At 70.6% G+C, this 26191-nt stretch carries 21 protein-coding genes and 2 tRNA genes; 8 read left to right on the top strand and 15 right to left on the bottom strand.

The window, feature by feature from the left end:
- Positions 1–141 precede the first annotated feature (141 nt).
- The 6 genes from aceE (at position 142) to EDF47_RS00710 (ending at position 7856) form a co-directional block, all read left to right on the top strand.
- Positions 142–2886 carry a pyruvate dehydrogenase (acetyl-transferring), homodimeric type gene (gene aceE / locus EDF47_RS00735; RefSeq protein ID WP_123292581.1) on the top strand — a complete coding sequence of 915 codons (2745 nt, stop codon included), beginning with the start codon at positions 142–144 and terminating at the stop codon, positions 2884–2886.
- A 37-nt stretch (positions 2887–2923) separates the two neighbouring features.
- Complete coding sequence (locus EDF47_RS00730; RefSeq protein ID WP_111085717.1) at positions 2924–4138, top strand: helix-turn-helix domain-containing protein; 1215 nt, start codon at positions 2924–2926, stop codon at positions 4136–4138.
- A 78-nt stretch (positions 4139–4216) separates the two neighbouring features.
- A complete protein-coding gene (locus EDF47_RS00725) occupies positions 4217–5158 on the top strand; it encodes an ACP S-malonyltransferase (protein ID WP_133938238.1) in 942 nt (313 codons plus the stop codon).
- A complete protein-coding gene (locus EDF47_RS00720; protein WP_111085698.1) occupies positions 5155–6159 on the top strand; it encodes a beta-ketoacyl-ACP synthase III in 1005 nt (334 codons plus the stop codon). Before EDF47_RS00725 ends, EDF47_RS00720 begins: the two co-directional genes overlap by 4 nt.
- Before the next feature lie 120 nt (positions 6160–6279).
- The gene (locus EDF47_RS00715; RefSeq protein ID WP_017886710.1) at positions 6280–6528 is read left to right on the top strand and encodes an acyl carrier protein; all 249 of its coding nucleotides are present in this window, start codon (positions 6280–6282) and stop codon (positions 6526–6528) included.
- A gap of 83 nt (positions 6529–6611) precedes the next feature.
- Positions 6612–7856, top strand: coding sequence for a beta-ketoacyl-[acyl-carrier-protein] synthase family protein (locus tag EDF47_RS00710; RefSeq protein WP_133938236.1), 1245 nt, complete (start codon positions 6612–6614; stop codon positions 7854–7856).
- A 202-nt stretch (positions 7857–8058) separates the two neighbouring features.
- Here EDF47_RS00710 and EDF47_RS00705 read toward each other — a convergent pair whose 3' ends face one another.
- The 6 genes from EDF47_RS00705 to EDF47_RS00680 all read right to left on the bottom strand — a co-directional run bounded on the left by EDF47_RS00705 (position 8059) and on the right by EDF47_RS00680 (position 13045).
- On the bottom strand, positions 8059–8538 hold the full coding sequence (locus tag EDF47_RS00705; protein ID WP_111085700.1) for a DUF3145 domain-containing protein: 480 nt from the start codon (positions 8536–8538) through the stop codon (positions 8059–8061).
- Between the two features lie 191 nt (positions 8539–8729).
- Complete coding sequence (locus EDF47_RS00700) at positions 8730–9560, bottom strand: DUF1684 domain-containing protein (RefSeq protein WP_133938233.1); 831 nt, start codon at positions 9558–9560, stop codon at positions 8730–8732.
- Entirely contained in the window at positions 9557–10681 is a 1125-nt protein-coding gene (locus EDF47_RS00695; RefSeq protein WP_207896192.1) for an AI-2E family transporter, read from the bottom strand. The genes EDF47_RS00700 and EDF47_RS00695 overlap by 4 nt, the downstream gene beginning before the upstream one ends.
- A gap of 7 nt (positions 10682–10688) precedes the next feature.
- Positions 10689–10763, bottom strand: a tRNA-Ile gene (locus tag EDF47_RS00690).
- 10 nt (positions 10764–10773) lie between these two features.
- A complete protein-coding gene (locus EDF47_RS00685) occupies positions 10774–11985 on the bottom strand; it encodes a glycosyltransferase (protein ID WP_131846208.1) in 1212 nt (403 codons plus the stop codon).
- A gap of 148 nt (positions 11986–12133) precedes the next feature.
- Positions 12134–13045, bottom strand: coding sequence for a DMT family transporter (locus tag EDF47_RS00680; protein WP_181437562.1), 912 nt, complete (start codon positions 13043–13045; stop codon positions 12134–12136).
- A gap of 39 nt (positions 13046–13084) precedes the next feature.
- On the opposite strand from EDF47_RS00680, the gene def reads away from it, so the two are divergent.
- Positions 13085–13657 (top strand): peptide deformylase, encoded by a 573-nt coding sequence (def, locus tag EDF47_RS00675; RefSeq protein ID WP_133938231.1) that lies wholly within the window; start codon positions 13085–13087, stop codon positions 13655–13657.
- A gap of 59 nt (positions 13658–13716) precedes the next feature.
- Here def and EDF47_RS00670 read toward each other — a convergent pair whose 3' ends face one another.
- Complete coding sequence (locus tag EDF47_RS00670; protein ID WP_133938230.1) at positions 13717–14205, bottom strand: hypothetical protein; 489 nt, start codon at positions 14203–14205, stop codon at positions 13717–13719.
- A 141-nt stretch (positions 14206–14346) separates the two neighbouring features.
- On the opposite strand from EDF47_RS00670, the gene EDF47_RS00665 reads away from it, so the two are divergent.
- Entirely contained in the window at positions 14347–15765 is a 1419-nt protein-coding gene (locus EDF47_RS00665) for a hypothetical protein (RefSeq protein WP_133938228.1), read from the top strand.
- A gap of 113 nt (positions 15766–15878) precedes the next feature.
- Here EDF47_RS00665 and EDF47_RS00660 read toward each other — a convergent pair.
- The 8 genes from EDF47_RS00660 to dnaG all read right to left on the bottom strand — a co-directional run bounded on the left by EDF47_RS00660 (position 15879) and on the right by dnaG (position 26151).
- Positions 15879–15951, bottom strand: a tRNA-Asn gene (locus EDF47_RS00660).
- A gap of 126 nt (positions 15952–16077) precedes the next feature.
- The gene (locus EDF47_RS00655; protein WP_243833982.1) at positions 16078–17079 is read right to left on the bottom strand and encodes a D-isomer specific 2-hydroxyacid dehydrogenase family protein; all 1002 of its coding nucleotides are present in this window, start codon (positions 17077–17079) and stop codon (positions 16078–16080) included.
- Positions 17076–18005 (bottom strand): ATP-binding cassette domain-containing protein, encoded by a 930-nt coding sequence (locus tag EDF47_RS00650; RefSeq protein WP_123292572.1) that lies wholly within the window; start codon positions 18003–18005, stop codon positions 17076–17078. Before EDF47_RS00650 ends, EDF47_RS00655 begins: the two co-directional genes overlap by 4 nt.
- Before the next feature lie 175 nt (positions 18006–18180).
- On the bottom strand, positions 18181–19857 hold the full coding sequence (locus EDF47_RS00645) for an ABC transporter ATP-binding protein (RefSeq protein WP_123292571.1): 1677 nt from the start codon (positions 19855–19857) through the stop codon (positions 18181–18183).
- Complete coding sequence (locus tag EDF47_RS00640; protein ID WP_123292570.1) at positions 19854–20858, bottom strand: ABC transporter permease; 1005 nt, start codon at positions 20856–20858, stop codon at positions 19854–19856. Before EDF47_RS00640 ends, EDF47_RS00645 begins: the two co-directional genes overlap by 4 nt.
- Before the next feature lie 2 nt (positions 20859–20860).
- On the bottom strand, positions 20861–21937 hold the full coding sequence (locus tag EDF47_RS00635; protein ID WP_123292841.1) for an ABC transporter permease: 1077 nt from the start codon (positions 21935–21937) through the stop codon (positions 20861–20863).
- A gap of 117 nt (positions 21938–22054) precedes the next feature.
- The gene (locus EDF47_RS00630; protein WP_123292569.1) at positions 22055–23686 is read right to left on the bottom strand and encodes an ABC transporter substrate-binding protein; all 1632 of its coding nucleotides are present in this window, start codon (positions 23684–23686) and stop codon (positions 22055–22057) included.
- A gap of 551 nt (positions 23687–24237) precedes the next feature.
- Positions 24238–26151, bottom strand: coding sequence for a DNA primase (gene dnaG, locus EDF47_RS00625; RefSeq protein WP_123340415.1), 1914 nt, complete (start codon positions 26149–26151; stop codon positions 24238–24240).
- Positions 26152–26191 lie beyond the last annotated feature (40 nt).

The following is a 26191-nucleotide window of genomic DNA, read 5'->3' as shown; positions in this document are numbered from 1 at the left end:
GAATGCAAGCACCCGCCACGTGCACCGCACCATCAGCATCACCGTCGGTGCTGGGGCCTAGAGTGGACGGGGCCCCATCCGGTCGTGACCCGACCACCGGAGCCACCATGTCCACCACCACGAGAACGAACGAGGTCAAGGGTGACGGTGAACGACCAGGACCCGTACAGCACCGGGGCGAACGACCAGGACCCGCAGGAGACCGCCGAATGGCGTGAGTCCCTCGACGGATTGGTCCAGACCCACGGACACCAGCGCGGTCGCGAGATCATGCTGAGCCTGCTCAAGCGGTCCAAGGAACTGCACCTCGGTGTGCCGATGGTCCCGACGACGGACTACGTGAACACCATCGCGCCGGAGAACGAACCCGAGTTCCCCGGCGACGAGGAACTGGAGCGCCGGTACCGCCGGTGGATCCGCTGGAACGCGGCCATCACGGTGCACCGCGCGCAGCGTCCGGGCATCAGCGTCGGCGGCCACATCTCGACGTACGCGTCGAGCGCCGCGCTGTACGAGGTCGGCTACAACCACTTCTTCCGCGCGCAGGACCACGCGTCCGGCGGCGACCAGGTGTTCTTCCAGGGACACGCCTCCCCCGGCATGTACGCCCGCGCCTACATGGAAGGGCGTCTCGGCGAGGACCAGCTCGACGGGTTCCGGCAGGAGAAGTCCCACGCCGGTGGCGGACTGTCGTCGTACCCGCACCCGCGGCTCATGCCGCACTTCTGGCAGTTCCCGACCGTGTCGATGGGCATCGGCCCGATCAACGCGATCTACCAGGCGCAGCAGGCCAAGTACCTGACCAACCGCGGCATCAAGGACGCCTCCGACCAGCAGGTCTGGGCGTTCCTCGGCGACGGTGAGATGGACGAGGTCGAGTCGCGTGGACAGCTCCAGGTCGCCGCGAACGACGGCCTCGACAACCTGAACTTCGTGATCAACTGCAACCTGCAGCGGCTCGACGGTCCGGTGCGCGGCAACGGCAAGATCATCCAGGAGCTCGAGGCGTTCTTCCGCGGTGCGGGCTGGAACGTCATCAAGGTCGTCTGGGGGCGTGAGTGGGACGACCTGCTCGCCCGCGACACCGAGGGCGCGCTGCTCAACCTGATGAACCAGACGCCGGACGGCGACTACCAGACGTACAAGGCCGAGAACGGCGCGTACGTCCGCGAGAACTTCTTCGGGCGCGACCCGAAGGCGCTCGAGCTCATCGAGGGCTACAGCGACGACCAGGTCTGGAACCTCAAGCGCGGTGGCCACGACTACCGCAAGGTCTACGCCGCGTTCAAGGCCGCGACCGAGCACAAGGGCCAGCCGACGGTCATCCTGGCGAAGACGGTCAAGGGCTACGGCCTCGGCCCGAGCTTCGAGGGCCGCAACGCGACCCACCAGATGAAGAAGCTCACGCTCGACAACCTCAAGCAGTTCCGCGACGAGATGCGCATCCCGATCTCCGACGCGCAGCTGGAGGAGAACCCCTACACGCCGCCGTACTACCACCCGGGCAACGACGACGAGGCGATCCAGTACATGCACGAGCGTCGTCAGGCGCTCGGCGGCTACGTGCCGGAGCGTCGGACCAAGTACACCTCGATCACCCTCCCCGAGGACGCGAAGTACCAGGTCGTCAAGAAGGGCTCCGGCAAGCAGGAGATCGCCACCACCATGGCGTTCGCCCGACTGCTGAAGGACCTGCTCCGCTCCCCCGACTTCGGCAACCGCGTGGTGCCGATCATCCCGGACGAGGCGCGCACGTTCGGCATGGACGCGTACTTCCCGACGGCGAAGATCTACAACCCGAACGGCCAGCACTACACCTCGGTCGACCGCGAGCTGCTCCTGGCGTACAAGGAGAGCCCGCAGGGGCAGATCATCCACGTCGGCATCAACGAGGCCGGGGCCATGGCGGCGTTCACCGCGGTGGGCACCTCGTACTCGACGCAGGGCGAGCCGCTCATCCCGGTCTACGTCTTCTACTCGATGTTCGGGTTCCAGCGCACGGGTGACGCCATCTGGGCCGCCGGCGACCAGATGACCCGTGGCTTCATGATCGGCGCCACCGCCGGTCGCACGACGCTGACGGGCGAGGGACTGCAGCACGCCGACGGCCACTCGCTGCTCCTCGCGACGACGAACCCGGCCGTGGTGTCCTACGACCCCGCGTACGGGTACGAGATCGGGCACATCGTGCAGGCCGGCCTCGACCGGATGTACGGCACGAACGAGGACGGCTCGCCCAAGCACAGCGACCCGAACGTCATGTACTACCTGACGGTCTACAACGAGCCGATCGTCCAGCCGGCCGAGCCCGAGGGCATCGACGTCGACGGCATCGTCAAGGGCATGTACCTGCTCAAGCCGAGCGAGCACGACGGCCCGAAGGCCCAGCTGCTCGCTTCCGGGGTGGCCGTGCCGTGGATCCTCGAGGCGCAGCAGCTCCTCGCCGAGGACTGGGGCGTCTCCGCCGACGTGTGGAGCGTCACGAGCTGGGGTGAGCTGTACCGCGACGGTCTCGACGCGGAGCAGCACGCGTTCCTCAACCCGAACGAGTCGCCGCGCACGCCGTACGTCACCGAGCGACTGCTCGCCACCGAGGGGCCGGTCGTCGCCGTCAGCGACTTCATGCACCAGGTCCAGGAGCAGATCCGCCCGTTCGTGCCGACCGACTACGCCACGCTCGGCGCCGACGGCTTCGGCTTCTCGGACACCCGTCCGGCCGCTCGCCGCTTCTTCCACATCGACGGCCCCTCGGTCGTCGTGCGGACGCTGCAGCAGCTCGCCCGCCAGGGCAAGGTCGACGGCGCACTCGTCCAGCAGGCGATCGACAAGTACCGCCTGCACGACGTGACCGCCGGCACCACGGGCAGCGCGGGCGGCGAGAGCTGATCAGCAGGTGACGCCCGTCCAGCCGGACACCGAGGGCCTGTCGAAGGCCCAGAGCCAGGAGAGCGCGCGCGAGCGGGCGCTCTCCTGGCTCCGTCAGGTGTCCGGAGAACTCTCCACCGCCACGATCAAGCGGCTCGAGGACACCCTCCCCTGGTACAGCGAGATGCCGCCGGGGCGCCGCTCCGCCGTGGGCCTCGTCGCCCAGGCGGGCATCACCTCGTTCATCAGCTGGCTCGAGGGCACCGCGTCGACGCCGTGGATCGCCGCGGCCGACGTCTTCGGTTCGGCGCCACGTGAGCTCCTGCGCTCGGTGAGCCTGCAGCAGACCCTGCAGCTCATCCGCGTGGTCGTGACCGTGGTCGAGGAACGCGCCGCCGACGACGAGATGCTGCAGGAGGCAATCCTCAAGTACTCCCGCGACATCGCCTTCGCGGCGGCCGACGTCTACGCCCGTGCGGCCGAGGCCCGCGGGCTGTGGGACGCCCGGCTCGAGGCGCTCGTGGTCGACTCGATCCTGTCGGGCGAGTACGACGACGAGCTGCCGTCCCGCATCGCCGCCCTCGGGTGGCACGGGCACGGCGAGGTCGCGGTGCTCGTCGGCACCGCGCCGAAGCAGCTCGAGGTCGACCAGGTCCGCCGCACCGCCCGTCACATGGATGCCGACGTGCTCGTCGGCGTGCAGGGCTCGCGGCTCGTCGTGGTGATCGGCCGCTCGACCCCGCGGGACGACGTGCCCGAGGGCGAGGACCCGGTCTCGTTCACGGCGATCGCGCAGGCGCTCGAGCCGCTGTTCGGCGAGGGCCACCTGGTGCTCGGCAACGAGGTCCCCGGGGTCGTCGACGCCTCGACCAGCGCGAAGGCAGCCCTCGCCGGGTTCGCCGTCGCGCGGGCATGGCGCGGGGTCCCCCGTCCGGCGCTGGCCGACGACCTGCTGCCCGAACGCGCCCTGGCCGGCGACCCGCTCGCCCGGTCCGCCCTGGTGCAGCGCATCTACGTGCCGCTCAAGGACCAGTCCACCGAGCTCCTGCAGACCCTGTGGTGCTACCTGGACACCGGACGCTCGCTCGAGGCCACGGCACGCGAGCTCTTCGTGCACCCGAACACCGTCCGCTACCGCCTGCGCCGCGTCGCGGACATCATCGGGTGGGACGCCACGCACGCTCGGGACGCCCTGATCGTGCAGTCGGCCCTGATCCTCGGCGCGATGTCCGAATCGGCCACGGGTCGTCGCCGGATCACCCCACGCCGGTAGGGAACCGACAATGTCACGCGGGGTTTCGTGTGGGAAGCCCACACGGGCCCCGCGGTGCATGAGCGACAGGATTGTCCGGTGATCGTCGTCGTCGCGCCCGGACAGGGCTCCCAGACCCCCGGCTTCCTCGCCCCCTGGCTCGAGGACGCCGCCGTTCGTGAACGTGTCGGGCAGTGGTCCGAGTCGATCGGGGTGGACCTCGCCGCACACGGCACCACCTCGGACGCCGACACCATCAAGGACACCGCATTCGCGCAGCCCCTCATCGTCGCCGCCGGTCTCGTGACCGCCGACGCGCTGCTGGCCGACGGCCGCCGTGCGCTCGTCGGCGGGGTCGCCGGGCACTCGGTCGGCGAGTTCACCGCCGCTGCGGTCGCCGGGGTCCTCGAGCCGACCGACGCCGTGTCGCTCGTCGCCGAGCGCGGCCGGGCGATGGCGGACGCCGCTGCCCTCGAAGCGACCTCGATGGCCGCCGTGCTCGGTGGCGACGCCGAGGCGGTCGCCGCAGCACTGCAGTCCCACGGGCTCGTCCCCGCGAACCACAACGGCGGCGGCCAGACCGTCGTCGCCGGCACGGCCGCCGGCATCGCCGCGCTCGTGGCGGACCCGCCCGCCAAGGCCCGCGTGGTCCCGCTCGCCGTCGCCGGTGCGTTCCACACCCACTTCATGGCCCCCGCGGTCGAGCGCGTGGCCCCGGTCGCCGCGGCCGCCACGGTGCACGACCCGACCCTGCCGATCTGGACCAACGCCGACGGTTCACGGGTCGACGACGGTCGCCGGTTCGTCGACCTGATGGTCCAGCAGATCGCGAGCCCCGTGCACTGGGACGCCGTGATGGAGTCGTTCGCGGCCGCCGGCGTCACCGGCATCATCGAGCTCGCGCCGGCCGGCGCCCTGGTCGGGCTCGCCAAGCGCGGCCTGCGCGGCACGCCGTCCGTCGCCATCAAGACCCCCGAGGACCTGCCCGCAGCGATAGACCTGCTGCAGCGCGCAGACCAGGAAGCAGACGCCACCGCATGACCGAACGTCCCGCACTCTCCCAGCGCCGCGGCCACGAGTTCACCCGCATCCTGGCCTTCGGCGCAGCCCGCGGCGAGAACGTCGTGCCGAACGACGACCTGGTCGGCCCGATCGACTCGTCCGACGAGTGGATCCGCCAGCGCACCGGGATCATCACGCGCAAGCGTGCCGGCAAGGACGTCGAGGCCGTCGACCTCGCCGAGACCGCCGCGCGCGAGGCGATCGAGAAGGCCGGCCTGTCCCCCGACCAGATCGGTGTCGTGCTGGTCAGCACCGTGACGCACACCGTCGCGACCCCGTCGATGGCGTCGCTGCTCGCCGAGCGGATCGGCGCGACGCCCGCCGCCGCGTACGACATCAGCGCCGCGTGCGCCGGGTACGCCTACGGCATCGCCCAGGCCGACTCGTTCATCAAGTCCGGCCTCGCCGACCACGTCCTGGTCGTCGGTGCCGAGAAGCTCAGCGACGTCGTCGACCCGACCGACCGCTCGATCTCGTTCCTGCTCGGTGACGGTGCCGGCGCAGCCGTCGTCGGCCCGAGCGACTTCCCCGGCATCGCCCCGACCATCTGGGGCTCGGACGGCTCGAAGTGGGACGCCATCGGCATGACGGCGACCTACAACGAGTGGGAAGCCGGCGCACCCCGCCCGACCATGCGCCAGGCGGGCCAGACGGTCTTCCGCTGGGCCGTGTGGGAGATGGTGAAGGTCGCCCGCGAAGCGCTCGAGACCGCCGGTGTCCGACCGGAGGACCTCGCGGCGTTCGTGCCGCACCAGGCGAACATCCGCATCATCGACGAGTTCGCGAAGCAGCTCGGCCTGCCCGAGTCGGTCACGATCGCCCGTGACATCACCACCACCGGCAACACCTCCGCCGCGAGCATCCCGCTCGCCACCCACCGCCTGCTCGAGGAACACCCCGAGCTGTCCGGCGGGCTCGCCCTGCAGATCGGCTTCGGTGCCGGGCTCGTGTTCGGCGCCCAGGTCGTCGTCCTGCCCTGATCCCACCCGGCCGCGCATCCCGCGCGACCAGCGACCACCCCGACGAGTCTCCGGGCGCGAGCACGCTGCGTGCCCTAGGCTGGTCCACGGTCAAACGACACCCCCCTCAAGGAGAAACTCATGGCCCTGTCCAACGAAGAAGTCCTCGCCGGCCTGGCCGAGCTGATCAACGACGAGACCGGTATCGCCACCGACACCGTCGCCGCCGACAAGTCCTTCACGGACGACCTCGACATCGACTCCATCTCGATGATGACCATCGTGGTCAACGCCGAGGAGAAGTTCGACGTGAAGATCCCGGACGAAGAGGTCAAGAACCTCAAGACCGTGGGCAACGCGGTCGACTACATCGTCAAGGCCCAGGCCTGACACGAGCTTCCTGAGCGCCGCGGCCAGCGGTCACCGTCGGCCGCGGCGCTCATCTTGTTCCCCAACGAAAGAACCGTCGTTCCATGACCAAGAAGACCGTCGTCGTCACCGGGATCGGTGCGATCTCACCCCTCGCCGCGACTGCCCCGGAAACGTGGGACGCGCTGCTCGCCGGCAAGTCCGGCATCACCCGCATCGAGGACCCGCGCTACGCCGAGCTCGAACTCCCCGTGGAGTTCGCCGGCCAGGCACGTCGGTTCCTCACCGACCAGCTCACCCGCCCCGAGTCGAAGCGCCTGGACCCCTCGTCGCAGCTGTCGCTCGTCGCGGCGCGTGAGGCGTGGGCCGACGCCGGCATCGACGCCGAGTCCGTCGTCCCCGAGCGCCTCATCGTCGACTGGGCGACCGGCATCGGTGGCGTGAACACCCTGCTCGACGCCTGGGACACCCTGCGCGAGAAGGGCCCGCGTCGGGTCCTGCCGATGACGGTCCCGATGCTCATGGCGAACGGTCCGGCCGCTGCCATCGAGATGGAGTTCGGCGCCCGTGGCGGCGCCCGCACCTACCTGTCGGCCTGTGCCTCGTCGACCGAGTCGCTGGCCGAGGCGTACCGCCACGTCGCCGACGGGGACGCCGACATCGTCATCACCGGTGGCGCCGAGGCCGCACTGCACCCGCTGCCCCTGGCGGCGTTCGCGGCGATGCAGGCCCTGTCGCGCCGCAACGACTCCCCCGAGACCGCGTCGCGTCCGTACGACGTCACCCGTGACGGCTTCGTCCTCGGTGACGGCGCCGCGGCGCTCATCCTCGAGTCGAAGGAGCACGCCGAGGCCCGCGGTGCGACCATCTACGCCGAGGTCGCCGGCGCCGGCATCACCTCGGACGCGTTCCACATCACGGCACCGGACCCCGAGGGCAGCGCGGCCGCCCGTGCGGTCCTGCAGGCCCTCGACCACGCCGGAGCCAGCCGCGAGGACGTCGTGCACGTCAACGCGCACGCCACCTCGACCCCGGTCGGCGACGTCGCCGAGTACCACGCCATGCGCCGAGTGTTCGGTGACCACGTCGACGACATCGTCGTGTCGGCGACCAAGGCGTCCACGGGGCACCTGCTCGGTGGCGCCGGTGCGATCGAGGCCGCGTTCACGGTCCTCGCGCTGCACAACCGTGTCGCACCGCCGACGATCAACCTCAACGACCAGGACCCGGAGATCGTCATGGACGTCGCGCGCGAGCCGCGCGCGCTGCCCGACGGCGACCTCCTCGCGGTGAGCAACTCGTTCGGTTTCGGCGGCCACAACGCCGTGGTCGCGTTCCGCAGCGTCTGACCCGTCGCACCCTGCCAGGAGGCCCGTCCCGCGTCGTCGGGGCGGGCTTCCGTCGTGTGTGTTGCCGGCTTCAGTGCCGCGAAGGCGACAGTTCGCGGCCACACGTTCACGACCGCACCGCCAAAGCGACAGTCTGCGGCCGAATGTTGGCGGCACAGTGTCGCTTTCGCGAAACGGCGGAGACGCCAGCGCGGCCCGAGTCTCAGCCGACGCGGTGCAGCCAGACGACGGGGTTGCCCTCGGCCGCGTGCCGGAAGGGCTCGAGCTCGTCGTCCCAGGCCTGTCCGAGCGCGAGCCGGAGCTCACGGTGGAGTTCGAGCGCGTTGCTGCCCGCGACCTCCATCGCGTAGCGGACGCGGTCCTCGGGGATGACCATGTTCCCGGTGACGTCGGTCTGCGCGTAGAAGACTCCGAGGTCTGGCGTGTGCATCCAGCGACCGCCGTCGGACTCGGTCGTCGGTTCCTCGGTCACCTCGTAGCGCAGGTGCTCCCAGCCGCGCAGCGCGGAGGCGATCGCGGCACCGGCACCGACCGCACCGGTCCAGGTGAACTCGGTCCGCCGGGCACCGTCCTGTGCCGGCTGGTCGAGCCACGAGAAGTTCACGGCGCGGTTCATGGCGCGACCTGCTGCCCATTCGACGTGCGGGCAGAGCGCGCGGGGTGAGGAGTGCACGTAGAGCACTCCTGTCGTCGTTCCGTTCACGGTTCCTCCGATACGTCAGGTGCGACTTCCCCATCGACCTGGTGCGGAGGATCCGAGTGGCTGCGAGCCACGGAACCATTCGGTATGCGATTGTGATGTCCTGACAGGACACGCCCATTATGCAGCGTTCCGGCTGGGAACGGCAAGGACCCCGCCGAGCGCGGTCCGGTTCAGTGCAGGACGGTGCCCGCAGCGTCGACGGGGTGCCGCTCGCCCGCCGTGATCGGTACGGGCACGCGGTTCTCGGCCGGCGGGATCGGGCAGGCGAACTGGTACGAGAACGCGCAGGGCGGCAGCACGAGCAGGTTCCAGTCGAGCTCGACCGGGCCCGCGGTGCCGGGGTCGTCGAGGTACAGGAAGCGGCCCATCGAGTAGGTGCTGCCGGGGTCGTCCTCGGCGAGGACGCTCGTGGCGTCCTGCACGATGAGCTGCAGCCGCGGCGCACCCCGGAACGCCGCGGACCGGACCGCGACGAACCGCATGGTCGTGCTGCCGACGGCCGTCTCGATGTGCCCGGCGACCGGCAGGGCGTCGCCGGCGGCGTCGAGGACGCTGCCACGGGCCTCCCGGTCGTCGCCCGCACCGGCGTCCAGCGGGACGTACGTGCCGGAAGCCACCCAATCGTCGGACCGGTCGAACCGGGCGATGCGCGCGAAGCGGTGGATCGGCTCCGCTGCGGGGTCCCAGACGCGCAGCGTCGAACCGGACACCGTGCCCGCGAAGCCGTCGGGGAACGCGACGGCGGACGGGACCACGGCGGTGTCACCGGCGACGAGCACCGTGCCGTCCACCGGGACGCCGTCCACGACGACACCGTCGGTGGCGGCGGCCGTGACCGTGAGGCCGCCGACCGTCGGTGCCCAGGTACCGGGGACCGGCCACACCGGCTGCGGGTGGTCGACGTGCTGGGCGTTCACGAGGGCCAAGGGGCCACGAGGCCCGCGTGCCCAGCGATCGCGTTCGGCGACGTGATCGGCGAAGCCGGCGGCGGCGTCCGTCACGCCAGCTCCTGCCGCGGGTAGATGACCTTCTGCACGATGATGATGATCGACGCGGCGACGGGCAGGGCGACCAGGGCGCCGAGCACGCCGCCGATCGTGCCACCGGCCACCGCGGCGATGACCACGAGGGCCCCGGGCACCTGCACGGCACGCGACATGATGCGCGGCGAGATGAGGTACGCCTCGACCTGCATGTAGACGAGGTAGTAGATCGCCGCTGCGAGGGCGGTCGCGGGCGACGCGAACAGGCAGAGCAACGAGATGACGACCGCGGCGCCGAGGGTGCCGACGAGCGGGATGAGCGAGCCGAGGAACGCGAACGAGGCCAACAGCACGGGCAGCGGCGCACCGATGATGAGCAGGAACACCAGGCTCAGGATGCCGTTGATGAGCGCCTGCGACACCTGGCCGACGACGTACCGACCGACCGCCTGGGTGATCTGCTCGCTCACGTCGATGAAGTTCTCGCGGCGGGACGCCGGCACGAACCGGTACGCCGCACGCTTCATGCCCCGCATCGACGCGAGGAAGTAGAGCATCAGGATGAGGACGATCAGCACGCCGGTGAGCCCCGACAGGATGCCGCTGCCGACCGCCAGGATGCCGCCGCCGACGCTGAGCAGGTTGCCCGGGTTCTCGACGAACGACTGCACCGACTCGAGCGCGTGGTCGATGTCGAACGACCCGGCGAACTGCTTCGACAGGTCCTGCACCCACTGCTGCTTCGAGATGTCGTCGACGACCTCGGGGAAGTTCTGGATCAGGTTCGTCGCCTGCTCGACCAGGATCGGGACGACCGCGAAGACGACCCCGGCGAACGCCGCAAGGACCCCCACGACGACGACGGTGATCGCCGCCCACCGCGGGATGAGCCGCTCGAGGAACGAGACGAGCGGGTCGATGCCGAGCGCGAGGAAGAGCGCGACCCCGATGTAGACGAGGACGGTGCTGAGCTCGCCGATGATGGTGCCGGCGAGCAGCGCGACGAGCACACCGATGGCACCCATGAACCCGATGCGGAAGGCGTTGACGCGCACGCCGGTGCCACCACGGTTCACCTGGAACGTGACGTTCGGCGTCGGACCAGCTGCGTCGTGGTCGTCCTCGCGCTTGCGTTTCATCTGCACGTAGGGCGGGCGGGACTTGAACCCGCGAATCGTTCGGTTATGAGCCGACTGCCTTGACCAGCTTGGCTACCGCCCCTCGACGACCGTCAGGCCACCGGTTCCCCACGATACAGCGCCTCGAACGTCGTGAGCGTGCGGTTGATGTCGTGTGCCTCGATCATGGCCGAACTGCGCTCCCGCATGGCCGTGTACTCCGCTTCCGACGCCGTGAGCACCGCCTCGAGCTTGGCGGCGAGGTCGTGTTCGTCGCCGGGGGCGAACAGGTACCCGTTGCCGTCGATGAGGTGGGGCAGCGCCATCGAGTCGGCGGCGACGACCGGCAGCCCGGACGCCATGGCCTCGAGCGAGGAGATGCTCTGCAGCTCGGCGGTGGAGGGCATCGCGAACACGGTGCCGTTCGTCAGGGCGGTGCGCTTGACCTCGTCCGAGACGAACCCGAGGAACCGGACGCGGTCCTCGAGCCCGAGCTCCTTCGCCAGGGCGGTCAGCTTCGGGATCATCTCGCCGTCGCCGACGATCGTCAGGGTCGCCGCGAGCGAACCGGGCAGCAGCGCCACGGCCCGGACCAGCACGTCGAGGTTCTTCTCCGGCGCCACGCGGCCGACGAACACGATGTCGTTGTTGACCGGACGGCCCTCGCGCGCGACGTACCGCGACGCGTCGATCCCGCACGAGATCGCCAGCACCCGCTGACCGGCGATGGCCTTGCGCAGGTAGTCGGCGGCCAGGTTCGTCGGCGTCGTGATGGTGTCGGCGAGCCGGTAGGTCTTCGCGGCGTCGCTCCACGCGATCTTCAGCGCGATGGGCAGCGTCCACTTGCCGAACGGCGTGTACTCGAGCAGGTTCTCGGGCATGAAGTGGTTCGTCGCGATGACCCGGATGCCGCGCGCGTTCGCCTCGGGAACGATCCCGCGACCGATGACGACGTGCGACTGGATGTGCAGGACGTCGGGCTTCACGGCGTCGAGGATCGGGCCGGTCCACTTCTTGACGCTCCACGGCCACACGAAACGGAGCCAGGCGTGCAGCGGCCACTTGTACGACTTCAGGCGGTGCACGACGAGGGTCACGCCCTGGTGCTCCTCGTCGAAGGTGCCGTAGTTGCGGCTCGAGGCCGGGGCGACGACGTGGACCTCGTGCCCGCGCTCGGCCAGGCCGACGGCGAGCTGCTCGGCGAAGGTGGCGGCGCCGTTGACGTCCGGCGGGAAGGTGTCCGCGGCGATCAGGATGCGCAAGGGTCGGTGTCCGCCCGTCGCACCCGTCGGTTCGGCGGTGGCGGTGGTGACATCTCCTGACACGGCTGGCGTCGTCCTCTCGTGGGCGATTGCTGGTCGGACTGCCGACGGTACCGCACCTGGTTCCGCGGCCGCGTCAGCCGCGCGGAGGACCCCGTGCTCCCGCGGGGTGACGGGGCGACGGCGCGGCGCCGCCCCGCGGCCCGCGCGGTCAGGCGCGCGTCTGCGGGTGGTGCTTGGCGAGCAGGAACACCCCGGTGATGGCGATGCCGGCCGCGACCACGAACCCGGCGACCGCACCCCACGGTGCCCCGGACGCCTCGTCGAGCACGACCACGCCGATCCCGACGGCGACGATCGGGTCGATCACGGTCAGCCCCGCGATGACGAGGTCCGCCGAACCGGCCGAGTACGCGTTCTGCACGAAGTACCCGCCGAGCGACGCCGCGACGACCACCCCGATGATCGCCAGGACCGTCAACCAGTCGAACGTGCCGTTCACGAACCGGTTCAGCACGACCTTGGCGAGCGTCGCGACGAACCCGTAGAGGATGCCCGCGCCGACGATGTAGTAGAGCGCGCTCTTGTGCTTGGCCACGAGTCGGAACGACACCAGCACCAGCACGAGCACCACCGCCAGGATGATCAGGACGGTCACCAGCTGCTGCCGGGTGATCGCGCTCTCGTGGCCGACGAACGCCGCGATGCCGACGAAGATCGCGACACCGATGATGCAGGTCCACACCGCACGCTTCGCCCGACGGCCCAGCGGCACGCCCGACGACCGAGAGGAGAACCACGTGGTGATCACGAGCGCGACCGCCCCGAGCGGCTGCACGACGATCAGCGGCGCGTACGTGATGCTGATGAGCTGCAGCACGACGGCGATGCCGAGCATGAGCGTGCCGAGCACCCAGTAGCCGCTCGAGACCAGCCCGACGACGTGCCGGACGCTCAGCCCCTTCGACTGCCGCCCCAGCCGTGCCTCGACCCGCTGCACACCCCGGCTCTGGAACTGCGCTCCCAGCGACAGGAACACCGCACCGATGAGCGCGACGGGGATCATGAGGGCCTGGAACGGCGTCAGGTTCACTGCGTCGGGCAGCTGGAGGTCCGTCGTCACGCGTCGAGGCTACCGTCCACCGCCGGATAACCTGGGTGAATGGCCGTTCTCCCGATCCGCATCACCGGCGAACCCGTCCTGCACGAGCGTGCAGCCGAGGTCACCGAGTTCGATGACGACCTCCGTTCCCTCGTCGCCGACATGTTCGAGACCATGGACCTCGCCCCCGGCGTCGGGCTGGCCGGACCCCAGGTCGGCGTCGGCAAGCGCCTGTTCGTGTACTCGTACACCGACGACGACGTACTGCACCGCGCCGCGGCCGTGAACCCGGTCCTCTGGATCAGCCCGCCGGTCCCCGAGTCGGTCGACGAGCTCGACGAGGACGACGAGTCCGAGGGCTGCCTGTCCGTGCCGGGCGAGCGCTTCCCGCTCCGACGCTCCGGCAGCGCGCTGCTCCGGGCGTTCGACGAGCACGGCGAACCGTTCGAGGTCCGGGCCGACGGTTGGCTCGCGCGCATCTTCCAGCACGAGTACGACCACCTGGACGGCTGGCTCTACGCCGACCGCCTGGTGCACCCCTACGGCAAGCAGGTCGCCAAGGCCATCCGCAAGAACAGCTGGGGCGGCCCCGGCCAGTCGTGGCTGCCGGGTCGCGACCACCCCGAGGGCTGACGGGCCGGTCCGGCCGGCGCGTCGCCTGCCGTGGTCGGCTGACGGCCGGGAGGCCCGGCTCAGCTCCGGTACGTCGACAGCGCGTCGCGCAGGTGGTCGGTCTCCGGGTGCCCCGGGCAGTACTGCAGGAGGCCGGCGGCGACGTGCGCTGCGCCGTCGTCGGCGACGGCCGACGTCCACGGGTCCGTGCCGGTCACGGCGCAGGTGCTCGCGAGCTCGACGAGGGTGGCGTCGCCCCGGGTCGCATCGACCGCGGCCTGCTGCTGCGTCGACGGCACCGAGCCCGTGAGCCGCTTCGCGGTGCACGAGGTCCGCTCGTCCTCCCACACCGCAGAGTAGGTCGTGTAGGTCTCGGGGTCGCCGTCGTCGCACACGAAGGCGAAGACGACCGGCGAGGCACCCGACCCGAGCCCGGTCTCCGAGCTCGTGGGCTCCTCTGACGCATCGGTGTCGGGTCCGGCACCGCTGCACCCGACGAGCACGGGCGCGATGACCGCCGCGAGCATCACGCCGAGGAACACGGCGCGGGGCGGACGGGATCGGTGCACCTGTGAACGCTAACAGCAACTGCCCGGCAGGACCCGCACGGTCGCTCCTGCGATGATGGTCGGGCACGCCCCGCCCTGGAGGTCCTCATCCCCCGCCTGCACTCCCGCCCCGTCCGCGTCGCCGCCCTCGTGGTCGTCGCCGTGGCTGCCCTGTTCGTCGCCTTGTGGCACCTCGGCCGCCCGACCATCGTCAACGACGAGTTCGTCTACCTCCGGGCGAGCTGGGCGTACGTGCACGGCAACTTCTCGCTCAACCTCGAGCACCCGCCGACGGCGAAGTACCTGTACGGCATCGCGCAGCTCGTCGTCGGACAGGGGCCGCTCGGGCCCCGCCTGGTCGCCGCGACCGCGATGCTCGGCACCGGCGTGGTCCTGTTCGTCTGGTTGCGCCGCGAGGTCGGCTTCTGGACGGGACTCCTCGCCGCCGGTGCGTGGTGGCTGACGCCGCGCGGTTCCGGCGCCTCCTGGGCCGAGGCCGGTTCGGTGATCGGTGCGCGGATCGACCGCTTCGCGATGCTCGAGCCCCTCATGGTCTTCTTCGCGGTCGCCTCGCTCGCCGCCGCCTGGACCTGGATGCGGACCGGCAACCGGTGGTGGATCGCCGCAGCAGGGGCGCTGCTCGCGATGTCCGTGACGTCCAAGGTCTCGACCGCCGTGCTCGTGCTCGCGATCGGCGCCCTGCCGCTGCTGTTCCGCCGCTGGCGCGACCTGGGCGTGGGCGCACTGTACGGCGGCGTCGCGTTCGTGGTGGTCTTCGTGCTCCTGTACCTGCCGGTCGGGCTGTTCACCGCCATCGGGCACATGCTGAAGTTCCAGGCACAGCAGAACGCGCACGGACACCCGACGACGATCCTCGGCACGATCTACCCCCAGGCACCGTGGTGGGCGAACTTCGCGTTCCTGGCGGCGGGCACCGGCTGGTTGCTGCTCGCGGTGCTGGTCATCGGCGTCGTGTGCGCGGTGGCGATCCGGCCGGACCGGCTCGTCGCGTTCCTCGGCATCGCGCTCGGTGTCTTCCTCGTCTTCTACGTCATCGTCGCGAACGTCTCGCTCCCGTACTACTACGACGCCTGGATGCCGCTGATCATCGCCCTGGCCGCCATCGGGTACGGCCGGCTGGCATCGGTGCGGCCACCCGTCGGACGCATCGCGGCGGCCGTCCTCGTCGCCTGCCTGCTCGTGCCGGCCGTGCGGCTCGGGGTCGCGGTGGCACAGTCCCGCCCGAGCGGCATCGCCCTGCTCTCCGACGCCCTGCACGTCCGCGGCAAGGACTCCGAGGGCGTGCTGTTCGCCCGCTTCAGTGCGAACACCTGGCGCATCTACCTGCCCGACCGGGGCACGCAGAAGCCGCAGTACGGACCGTTCGACGCGATCGTGGTCGGCCACGACGACCGTCGGGCCATGCCCCACCAGGTCACGGAGTTCCTGTCCGAGTACGCCGATCAGCTCGACCATTTCCGGCTCGACTACCTCGACGTCTACGTGCCGAAGACCGGCACGATCGACGACAACAACCGCGACGGCACGCTGCACATCGAGCCGAGCACCCCCGCGTCCTGACCGGCGCGCCTGTGCGGCGCGCGGCTGTGCGGCGCGCGGCCGTGCGGCGCGCGGCCGTGGGCATCGCCCCGGGAACGCAAAAGGCCCGGATCCGTGAGGATCCGGGCCAGACGCTCCCCGAGTTGGACTCGAACCAACAACCTGCCGGTTAACAGCCGGCTGCTCTGCCAATTGAGCTATCGAGGATCACTGTCCGCTGGCGAATGTCGTGCGAACAACGGGTAACAGCATAGCAGCACCGCAGCGCCCCTCACCGCATCGGACACGCCGCCCGGGCGCGCCGCGCTGTGGCCCCCGGTGCAGCACTGCTCCTCAGTACCCGGCGACCGGGTCGACGACACCGACGAAGCCCTCGCCGCTGCCGTCGAGGAACGCCGTGGTGTTGAGTCGCACCCGCTCGGCGAGCAGCGGCGCGACCATCTCCGGGGTGTCCGCCTGGTGCGGCGTGATGACCGCGCCGGGCTCGGACCAGAGCGGGTGGCCGTCCGGCAACGGCTCGGGGTCGGTGACGTCGAGCCCTGCGGCGGCGATCGCACCGCTGCGCAGGGCCTCGACCAGGGCGTCGGTGTCGACGAGTCCCCCGCGGGCGATGTTGACGAGCCGGGCGGACGGCTTCATGATCGCGAACTGATGACCGCCGAAGAGCTTCGCGGTGCCCGAGGTCATGGCTGCTGCGATCATCACGACGTCGGCGTCGGGCAGGACCTCGTCGAGCTGGTCGGTGGTGACGGTGCGCGATGCGCCGGCCACCGGGTCGGCCGAGCGACGCACCACGGTGACGTCGACGTCGAACGGGGCGAGCAGGCGGATGTACTCGAGCGCGATCCCGCCGGCGCCGATGACGACGACGTTCCGGCCGTAGAGCGACACACCCTCGGGCTCGGTGGCCCACGAGTGTGCACGGGCACGCTTCTGCAGGACCCGCAGCGTCCCGAGCGTCAGCGCCAGGGCGTGCTCGGCGACGGGCTCCGCGTACGCGCCCTTCGCCGAGGTGAAGAGCACGCGGTCCCCGTGCTCCTGGATGAGGTGCGCGAAGGCGTCGACCCCGGCGAACGGCAGCTGCACCCAGCCGATCCCCGGTGCCGCGTCGAGCGCGTCCGCCAGGCCGGACGGGTCGCGGGGGTCGAGCCAGACGAGCCCGCGGGTGTCCGCGTCGAGCGGCGCGACGGTCCCGCCGGCCTCGGTCACGGCGGTGACGTGCAGGTCGGTCGGCTCCGGCAGCACGGCGACGGGGCCGGACTGCGGTGCGTCGATCGGCAGCGGGGCGCCGGAGGTGGGGACGACGGCGCGGTGGCCTCGGGTGGCGGTGCTCACGGGTTCTCCTGTCGGTCCGTGCGGGGGCCGGTGCCGGCGGCGACCGGTCGGCGTGGCGCCGTCGAGCGGCGCGGGGCGGTGGGTGCCGGGCGACGCTTCACGCCTCGGGCCGCGGTCGCGGCCAGGGTCTTGACGTAGGGGTCGACGGGGTTGTCGAGGACCTCGTCGAAGGTGCCGAGCCCGACCAGCCGGGCATCGGCCATCACGGCGACGCGGTCGGCCAGGGCCCCGGCTTCGCGCAGGTCGCTGGACACCACGACGGCGGAGAACTGCCGGTTGCGCTGCAGGGTCGCCAGGGCCTCGAGCACCGACTGGCGCACGAGCACGTCGACGCCGCGGGCGGGTTCGTCGGCAACCAGGAGCTGGGGTTCGAGCACGAGGGCCCGCGCCAGGGCGACACGCTGCCGCTGCCCGCTGGAGAGCTCCCAGGTGTTCAGCCGCATCACGCCGAGCGGCAGGTGCACGGCGTCGACCAGGCGCGCGACGATCAGGCCCGCCTCTTTCCGGTCGAAGCGGCGGTCGCGCTGGTAGATCGGTTCGGCGATGGCCTCGCCGACGGTGAGGTCCGGACTGAGTCGATCGGCGCCGTCCTGCGGCAGGTAGCCGATGCGGCCGCTCAGCCGCTCGAGCTTGCGGGACGAACCGCGCAGCCCGCGGGTCTTCTGGCCGAGGACGGTCAGTTCGCCCCCGACGATGTGCCGGCGCAGCGCACCGTCACCCTCGCCGTGTGACCCGAGCTGCCCCGCGATCGCGGCGGCGAAGGTCGACTTGCCCGACCCCGACTCTCCGAGCAGCGCGAGGATCTCGCCCTGCCGCACCGTCAGGCTGACCCCGTCGACCGCTCGGATCGACTCGGACCCCCGTCCGCCCCGGTACTCGATCGACACGTCGTCCGCGACGACCGCCGGTCCGTTGACCGCGATCATGGGTCCCCTTCCACGCCGCCCCCTGGCGGCGGTTCGCGACGGACCGCGCTGGCAGGACCGTCGTGCGTACAGCTGTGGAGGCGACCGTCCAGGAGGCCCGGCGTGCGTCGACGACGCTGGACGGGCCTCCTGGGCGGGTCGCGCCGGGTCGGGACCAGACGCGGGTCGCATCGGGTCAGGACCCGACGTTCTCCAGTTGCTCCAGCGTACGCCGTCGCTCGGCCTGCTCCGCAGGGTCCGGCACCGGGAGCGACGCCAGCAGGCGCTGCGTGTACGGGTGCTGCGGGGCGCCGAGGACCTGCGCCGTCGTGCCCACCTCGACCAGGTCGCCGCGGTACAGCACCGCGATCCGGTCGGACAGCGCGCCCACGACCGCCAGGTCGTGGCTGATGAACAGCGACGCGAAGCCCAGGTCCTGCTGGAGCTCGAGGAAGAGCTCGAGCACGCGGGCCTGCACCGACACGTCGAGCGCACTCGTCGGCTCGTCGGCGATGAGCAGCTTCGGCCGGAGTGCGAGCGACCGGGCGAGCGAGGCGCGCTGGCGCTGCCCGCCGGAGAGCTCGTGCGGGTAGCGGTCCCCGTACGCCTTCGGCAGCTGGACCGCCTCGAGGAGTTCGTCGACCCGCTTACGGGCCGCACGCGGGCTCGACACCTCCTTGTGGACGACCAGCGGCTCGGCGACGCACTCGGCGATCGTGAGCAGCGGGTTGAACGACGTCGCCGGGTCCTGGAACACGAACCCGATGTCCTTGCGCAGGTGCTTGAAGTCGCGCTCCCGGTAGCCGAGCATCTCGGCGCCCAGGACCTTCAAGGACCCGCCGGTGACCTTCGTCAGACCCGCCATGGCGCGACCGATCGTGGTCTTGCCGGAGCCGGACTCCCCCACCAGCCCGAGGACCTCGCCGGGACGGATCGCCAGGTCGACGCCCTTCACGGCGCGGAACGCGGGCGAACCGAGGCGGCCGGGGTACTCGATCTCGAGCCCCTTCGCCTCGACCAGCGGGGTGACGTCCTCGGTGATCGCGGCGCGGCGGGCGGTGCCCGTCGACGCCTCGAGCCGGGGCACGGCGGCGAGCAGCCGCTTCGTGTAGTCGGCCTGCGGACGCGCGAACAGGTCCGTCGCCGAGGCCTCTTCGACGATCTCGCCCTGGTACATCACGGCGACGCGGTCGGCCAGGTCGGCCACCACACCCATGTTGTGCGTGATGATCACGATCGCCGTGCCGAACTCGTCGCGGCAGCGGCGGAGCAGGTCGAGGATCTCGGCCTGCACCGTGACGTCGAGCGCCGTGGTCGGCTCGTCGGCGATGATCACCGACGGCTCGAGTGCGAGCGCGCTCGCGATGACGACACGCTGCTTCTGGCCGCCGGAGAACTGGTGCGGGTAGTGGTCGACGCGGGTCTCGGGGTCGGGGATGCCGACGCGGCCGAGGTAGTCGATGGCCTTCGCCCGCGCCTCCTTCTTGGACATGCCACCGTGGGCGCGGAGCCCCTCGGCGATCTGCCACCCGACGGTGAAGACCGGGTTGAGGGCGGTCGACGGCTCCTGGAAGACCATCGCACCGGCGGTCCCCCGCAGGCTGCGGAGCTTCTGCGCGCCGACGGTGACGACGTCGGTGCCGTCGAGCAGCACCGCGCCGCCGAGCGTCGCCGTCTCGGGCATCAGCCGGAGCATGGCGCGAGCCGTGACGGACTTGCCGGACCCGGACTCGCCGACCAGGGCGAGGACCTCGCCGGGGCGGACGTCGAGGCTGACGCCCTTCACCGCGTCGACGGCGCCGCCGTCGGTGGCGAAGGTGACGGTGAGGTCGTCGACGACGACCACGGGTGCGTTCTCGGTGTCGGTCGTCATGCGCCCGATCCTTCCGCGGTGGCCGTGTTGCGCGCGTCGCGCGTGGACACCAGCTGCTTCAGCCGTCGGCGCGCACGCAGACGGGGGTCGGAGATGTCGTTGAGGCTCTCGCCGATGAACGTCACACCGAGCACGAGCACCACGATCGCGACACCCGGGTAGACACCGGTCCACCAGACGCCGCTCGCGACGTCGGACAGCGCACGGCTGAGGTCGTAGCCCCACTCGGCGCCGGACGTCGGCCCGATGCCGAACCCGAGGAAGCCGAGGCCGGCCAGGGTCAGGATCGCGTCGCTGGCGTTCAGCGTCAGGATGAGCGGCAGGGACCGCGTCGAGTTCCGCAGCACGTGGCGGGTCATGATGCGCCACGGGTTCGTGCCCATCACGCGCGCCGACTCGACGAACGCGTCGTTCTTCAGACGCACGGCCTCGGCACGGACCACCCGGAAGTACTGCGGCACGTAGACGACGGTGATCGAGATCGCCGCCGCGATGATGCCGCCCGAGTAGCTCGAGTTGCCACCGGAGATCACGATCGACACGACGATCGCGAGCAGCAGCGAGGGGAACGCGTAGATCGCGTCGGCGACCACGACGAGGACCCGGTCGAGCCAGCCGCCCAGGTAGCCGGAGACCAGCCCGAGCAGCACGCCGACGATGATCGACACGACGACCGCGACGATCACGACGAGGACCGCGGTCCGGGCGCCGTAGACCACCCGGCTGAAGACGTCGAACCCGCCGACGGTGGTGCCCCAGATGTGCTCGGCGCTCGGTGCGCCCGTGCGCGGGAAGCTCTCGCCGTCCGCGCCCTGCAGCTGGCCGAAGCCGTACGGGGCCAGCAGCGGCGCGAAGACCGCGACGAGCAGGTACAGGGCGCAGATGACCACGCCGACGATGAGCATGGCGCGCTGCCAGCCGGTGCTCTTGCGGAGCTGGACCACCACGGGCAGCCGCTTCCAGAGCGGCTCGTGGCGGTCGACGAGGGTGGTGTCGGCCATCGTCAGAACCTCACTCTCGGGTCGATCAGGGCGGCGACGACGTCGACGATGAAGTTGGTCACCGCGACGATCACCGCCAGCATCGCGACGATGCCCTGGACCGCGACGAAGTCACGGGCCGACAGGTACTGGTTGAGCTCGAAGCCCAGGCCGCGCCAGCCGAAGGTGGTCTCGGTCAGGACCGAACCGCCCAGCAGCATCGCGATCTGCAGGCCCATGACCGTGATGATCGGCACGAGAGCGGGGCGGAACGCGTGCGTCCGCACCAACCGCGACTCGCGGACACCGCGGGAGCGGGCCGCGTCGACGTACTCGGAGCCGAGCGACCCGATCATGTTCGCGCGCACCAGGCGCAGGAAGATGCCGGCGGTCAGCAGTCCGAGGGTCAGCGCCGGCAGGACGGCGTGCTGCAGCACGTCGCCGATGACCGCCGCGTTGCCGGTCCGCAGTGCATCGATGATGTAGATGCCGCTCGCGCCGGGGATGCCGTCGAGGATGAGCTCCACCCTGGTCGACGCGCGGTCGCCGAGCGGCAGCCAACCGAGCCACACCGAGAAGACGAGCTTGAGCAGCAGGCCGCCGAAGAACACCGGGGTCGCGTACGTCAGGATCGCGAGGGCACGGAGCAGCACGTCGGGCCACTTGTCGCGCGTGTACGCGGCCAGCATGCCGAGCGGGATGCCGAGCACGAGCGCGACGACGAGGGCGTAGAAGACGAGCTCGGCGGTCGCGCCGCCGTACTGCAGGATGATCTCGGTGATCGGCCGGTTGTCGGTCGACGCGTTGCCGAAGTCACCGCGCAGGATGCCGCCGAGGTACTCGAAGTACTGCACGAGCACGGGACGGTCGTACCCGGCGGCGTGCAGGCGTTCCTGCAGCTGCGTCGGGGTGAGTCGGCCGCCGACCGACGCGGTGATCGGGTTCCCGATGACGCGCATCAGGAAGAACACGAGCGTCACCAGGATGAAGACGGTCGGGATGATGAGGAGGAACCTGACGAGGACGTACCGGCCGAGTCCGCCGCCACTGCTCTTGGCACGACGTTGTGCCTGTGGCTTGGTCGGATCGGTGCCGTTCACGTCCTGGGTCGCCTCTGGGGTGCTCAGGGTCACGGGGAGGGGTGCCTTTCATGCCGGTGCGCAGGCACGCGGGCGTTCCTCGTGGGAACGCCCGCGGCCTGCGCGAGGGGCGTGGTGCTACTTGCTGAGGGTGGCGTACCGGAACTTGAAGGAGGCGTCGAGGGTCAGGCCCTTGACGTCCTTGCCGGCGACGGCGACGGACTTGCCCTGCAGCAGGGGCAGCGTCGAGATCTGCGATGCCTCGCGCTCCTGGGCCTGCTCGATCAGGTCGGCACGCTTGTCCGGGTCGGACTCCGCCTGCTCCTTCGCGATGAGGTCCTGGATGACCGAGTCGTCGTAGTGGTTCTGGACGAAGTTCTCCTTGGTGAAGAACGGCGACAGGTAGTTGTCGGCGTCGGAGAAGTCCGGGAACCAACCGAGCTGGTACTCCGGGTACGCGTCCTTGGTGCGCTCCTGGGCGTAGGTCGTGTAGACCGTCGACTGGATGTTGACGGTGAACAGACCCGAGTCCTCGAGCTGCGTCTTCAGCAGCGCGTACTCGTCGTCCGAGGCCGAACCGTAGTGGTCGGGCGCGTACTGGATGTCGAGCTGCACCTTGCCGGAGACACCGGCGTCGGCGAGGGTCTTCTTCGCCTTGTCGACGTCGGGGCCACCGTCGCCGTCGCCGTACATGTCCTTGAACGGCTGGACCGCACCGGTGAGGCCGTCCGGCACCATCGAGTACAGCGGCGTGAAGGTGTCGTTGTAGACCTCCTTCGCCAGGGCGGCGCGGTCGACCACGTCAGCGGCGGCCTGGCGCACGGCGAGGGCCTTCGCCTCGTCGGCGTCGTCCTGACCGGTGCCGAACGGCTGCGTCTTGAAGTTGAAGACCACGTAGCGGATCTCGCCGCCGGGGCCGTCGGTGACCTTGAGCTTGTCGTCCTTGCGCAGGTCCGAGATGTCGGTCGGCGTCAGGGAGCGGTACGCAACGTCGACGTCGCCCTGCTGCACGGCGAGCTTGAGGTCGGTCTCCTTGGTGTAGTAGTTGGCCGTCACCTCGGAGGTCTTCGCCTTGCCGAGCAGGCCGTCGTACTTCGGGTTCGTCTTGTACTGGATCAGCTGGTTCTCCTTGTAGGAGCTGATCTGGTACTGCCCGGCGAACGCCTTGCCCTTGACGATGTCGTCGGCGCTGGTGAGCTTCGTCGCGCTGAAGACGTCCTCGTCGACGATCGGGCCGGCGGGGCTCGAGAGCACCTGCGGCCAGGTCTGGTCGGCGTGGTCGAGGTTGAACACCACGGTCGTGTCGTCCGGGGTGTCGATGCTCTTGAGGTTGGCGAGCAGCGACTGCGGGCCGTTCTCGTTGTTGATCTTGAGTTCACGGTCGAACGAGAACTTCACGTCGCTCGAGGTGAGCTTGTTGCCGTTCGCGAACTCGAGGCCGTCCTTGAGGGTGACCTCGTACGTGGTCGGGCTCGTGAACTCCGCCTTCGTGGCGATGTCCGGCTCGACGTCCGGGCTGCCCACGGGCGTGTTCATCAGGAACGGGAAGACCTGGTTCTGCACGGCGAAGGAGCCGTTGTCGTAGGAGCCGGCCGGGTCGAGGGACGTGATCTTGTCCGTCGTCCCGATGCTCAGGCCGTTCAGCTCGGTGTCGCTCACGCTGCTGCTCGCGCAGCCGGTCAGCACCAGCGCCGTCGCTGCTGCTCCGGCGCCGAGCGCGATGCCGCGCCTGCCCCACGTGGCTGTGTGCTTCTTGAACACGGATGCCATGTTCGATGCCTCTCTTGAAGTTGGGTGCAAGTGTCCGGACCGGCGGGTGGTACGTCTGTGTGCCCGGCCAGGAACGCTCATTGGTATCACCCTGTCACGGAACAGATCGAACCGGGAGCGATTTGTTTACACCGCTGTAATGCAAGCACCCGTCGCGTGATGCATCATTCGTGCGCATCGACCCGGCGCGCCGCACACGAAAGTTGCGCCGTGCAACCTGGGTGGTCGCCCCCGCCGACCGGTCACGACACACCGCCCGTCCCACCCCGAGCGGTCACGTCCCGTCGGCCGGACCCCGGCCAGCCGACGCCTTGCGACCACTCGACGCCCGACACGCGGCACGTCGTGCGGCCACACCGTCGGCCTGGAGGCTCGCCCCACGTCGGCCCCGTCCCTCGCCCCCGCCGACCGGTCACGACACACCGCCCGTCCCACCCCGAGCGGTCACGTCCTGTCGGCCGGACCCCGGCCAGCCGACGCCTTGCGACCACTCGACGCCCGACACGGCCGCGCGGCAGGCGCCCCGACACTCGGGCGGCGAGAGCGAGGGGCTAGGACGCCTCGGCGTCGGCGCGGAGCCGCATGCGCTGCGCGTCGATGTCCACGAGCTGCCGCTGGATCTCGGCGCGTCGCTCGGCCTGCTCGTGCGGGTCCGCACGCTGCAGTTGTCCGAGCAACGAGGCCTTGCGGGCGAGCAGGTCCCGCTCGACCAGGGCGACGACGATGCTCCGGCAGTACGCGGCGAGGTCCTCGGCGTTGCGAGCGGGGATCGGCGCGAGGGCCAGCTCGTGCGTCAGGGTGCGCAAGGGGGTCGGCACGTCGGCGAGCAACCGGTCGAGCCAGTCCCCCGCCCCGATGACGTCGACGTTGGCGACCACGGCGTCCCGCACGACGGCGAGCATCGGCGCCGAGAACGTGGCCGATGCGGCGAGCCCGAGCAGCGGCGCTCCGACCGAGGTCGGCTGCTGCACCATCGCCATGACGGCGTCGCGCTCCATGCGGCTGATCGGGTCGTTCGGCAGCGAGCGGATCCCGGCGACGGGCTCCTCGACCACACCGGCCCCGTCGGTGGCGTGACCGGCGCGGCCGTCGCGCCCCGGGCCTCCTGACCGATCGTCCGTCGACCCCGCACGCCGACGCGCGGTCTCGACCGATCGACGGACCTCTGGCATGTCCATGCCGAGCCAGCCGGCGAGCTCGCGGACGTAGCCCTGCGTGAGCGAGCGGTCGCGGATGCCGGCGAGCACGGGCGCGGCGGCGCGGAGGGCACTGACGCGGCCCTCGACCGTCTCGAGGTCGTGGCCCTCCAACGTGCGGCGGATCATGAACTCGAACATCGGGCGCTTGTTCGTGATCAGGCGGCGGATGGCGTCGTCGCCGCGGGCAAGCCGGAGGTCGCACGGGTCGAGGCCACCGGGCGCCACGGCGACGAACGTCTGCGCGGCGAACCGCTGTTCCTCGGCGAAGGCGCGGGATGCGGCACGCTGTCCAGCCTCGTCCGGGTCGAAGGTGAAGACGACCTCGCCGTTGGCGTTCGGGTCGGCGCCGGCCAGGTCGCCGAGCATCGGGCGGAGCACCTTGATGTGGTCGACGCCGAACGAGGTGCCGCACGTGGCGACCGCGGTGGTGATGCCGGCGACGTGGCAGGCCATGACGTCGGTGTAGCCCTCGACGATCACGACCTGCTTCTGCTTCGAGATGTCGCGGCGGGCCAGGTCGAGCCCGTAGAGCACCTGGCTCTTGTGGTAGATCGGGGTCTCGGGCGTGTTGAGGTACTTCGGGCCCTTGTCGTCGTCGAGCAGGCGACGGGCACCGAACCCGATCGTCGCTCCGGTGACGTCGCGGATCGGCCACATCAGGCGACCACGGAACCGATCGTACGGCGACCGGTCGCCCTGGCTGACGAGCCCGGCCGAGGTGAGTTCCTCGAGCGTGAAGCCCCGACCGCGCAGGTGGTCCTTGAGCATGTCGAACGACTTCGGGGCGAAGCCGACACCGAAGTGCTGCGCCGCCGAGGGATCGAACCCGCGCTCCCCCAGGAACCGCCGTGCGGGGTCGGCCGCGGCGGTGGTGAGCTGCGCCGTGTAGAACTCGAGCGCGGCTTCGTTGGCGGCGATCAGCCGGGCGCGGGTGTTGTAGTCGGTGCGCGGCCCGTCGCCCTCTTCGTAGTGCAGGGTGAAGCCGATCTTCGCGGCCATGCGCTCGACGGCCTCGGCGAAGGTGGTGTGGTCCTGCGCCATGATGAAGCTGAAGACGTCGCCGTCCTCGCCGCAGCCGAAGCAGTGGTAACGCCCGACCTGGGGCCGGACGTGGAACGACGGGGAACGTTCGTCGTGGAAGGGGCAGAGCCCCTTCATCGACCCGACGCCCGCGTTCTTCAGCGTGACGTAGTCGCCGACGACGTCGGCGATGTTGACACGCGAGCGGACCTCGTCGATGTCGTTCCGCGCGATCCTGCCAGCCACCCTCTGATCCTAGTTCGTGGGACCGACCTCGGCCGACCGC

This window comes from Curtobacterium sp. PhB190 (genome assembly GCF_004365385.1).
GTDB lineage: Bacteria > Actinomycetota > Actinomycetes > Actinomycetales > Microbacteriaceae > Curtobacterium.
This window is presented reverse-complemented; position numbering and strand designations above follow the sequence as displayed.

Excerpts from the sequence above, each read along its gene's own strand:
- EDF47_RS00720 (WP_111085698.1), top strand. The coding sequence starts at position 5,155 with ATGACCGAACGTCCCGCACTCTCCCAGCGCCGCGGCCACGAGTTCACC.
- EDF47_RS00715 (WP_017886710.1), top strand. The coding sequence starts at position 6,280 with ATGGCCCTGTCCAACGAAGAAGTCCTCGCCGGCCTGGCCGAGCTGATC.
- EDF47_RS00710 (WP_133938236.1), top strand. The coding sequence starts at position 6,612 with ATGACCAAGAAGACCGTCGTCGTCACCGGGATCGGTGCGATCTCACCC.
- EDF47_RS00695 (WP_207896192.1), bottom strand. The coding sequence starts at position 10,681 with ATGAAACGCAAGCGCGAGGACGACCACGACGCAGCTGGTCCGACGCCG.
- def (WP_133938231.1), top strand. The coding sequence starts at position 13,085 with ATGGCCGTTCTCCCGATCCGCATCACCGGCGAACCCGTCCTGCACGAG.
- EDF47_RS00650 (WP_123292572.1), bottom strand. The coding sequence starts at position 18,005 with ATGATCGCGGTCAACGGACCGGCGGTCGTCGCGGACGACGTGTCGATC.
- EDF47_RS00645 (WP_123292571.1), bottom strand. The coding sequence starts at position 19,857 with ATGACGACCGACACCGAGAACGCACCCGTGGTCGTCGTCGACGACCTC.
- EDF47_RS00640 (WP_123292570.1), bottom strand. The coding sequence starts at position 20,858 with ATGGCCGACACCACCCTCGTCGACCGCCACGAGCCGCTCTGGAAGCGG.
- EDF47_RS00630 (WP_123292569.1), bottom strand. The coding sequence starts at position 23,686 with ATGGCATCCGTGTTCAAGAAGCACACAGCCACGTGGGGCAGGCGCGGC.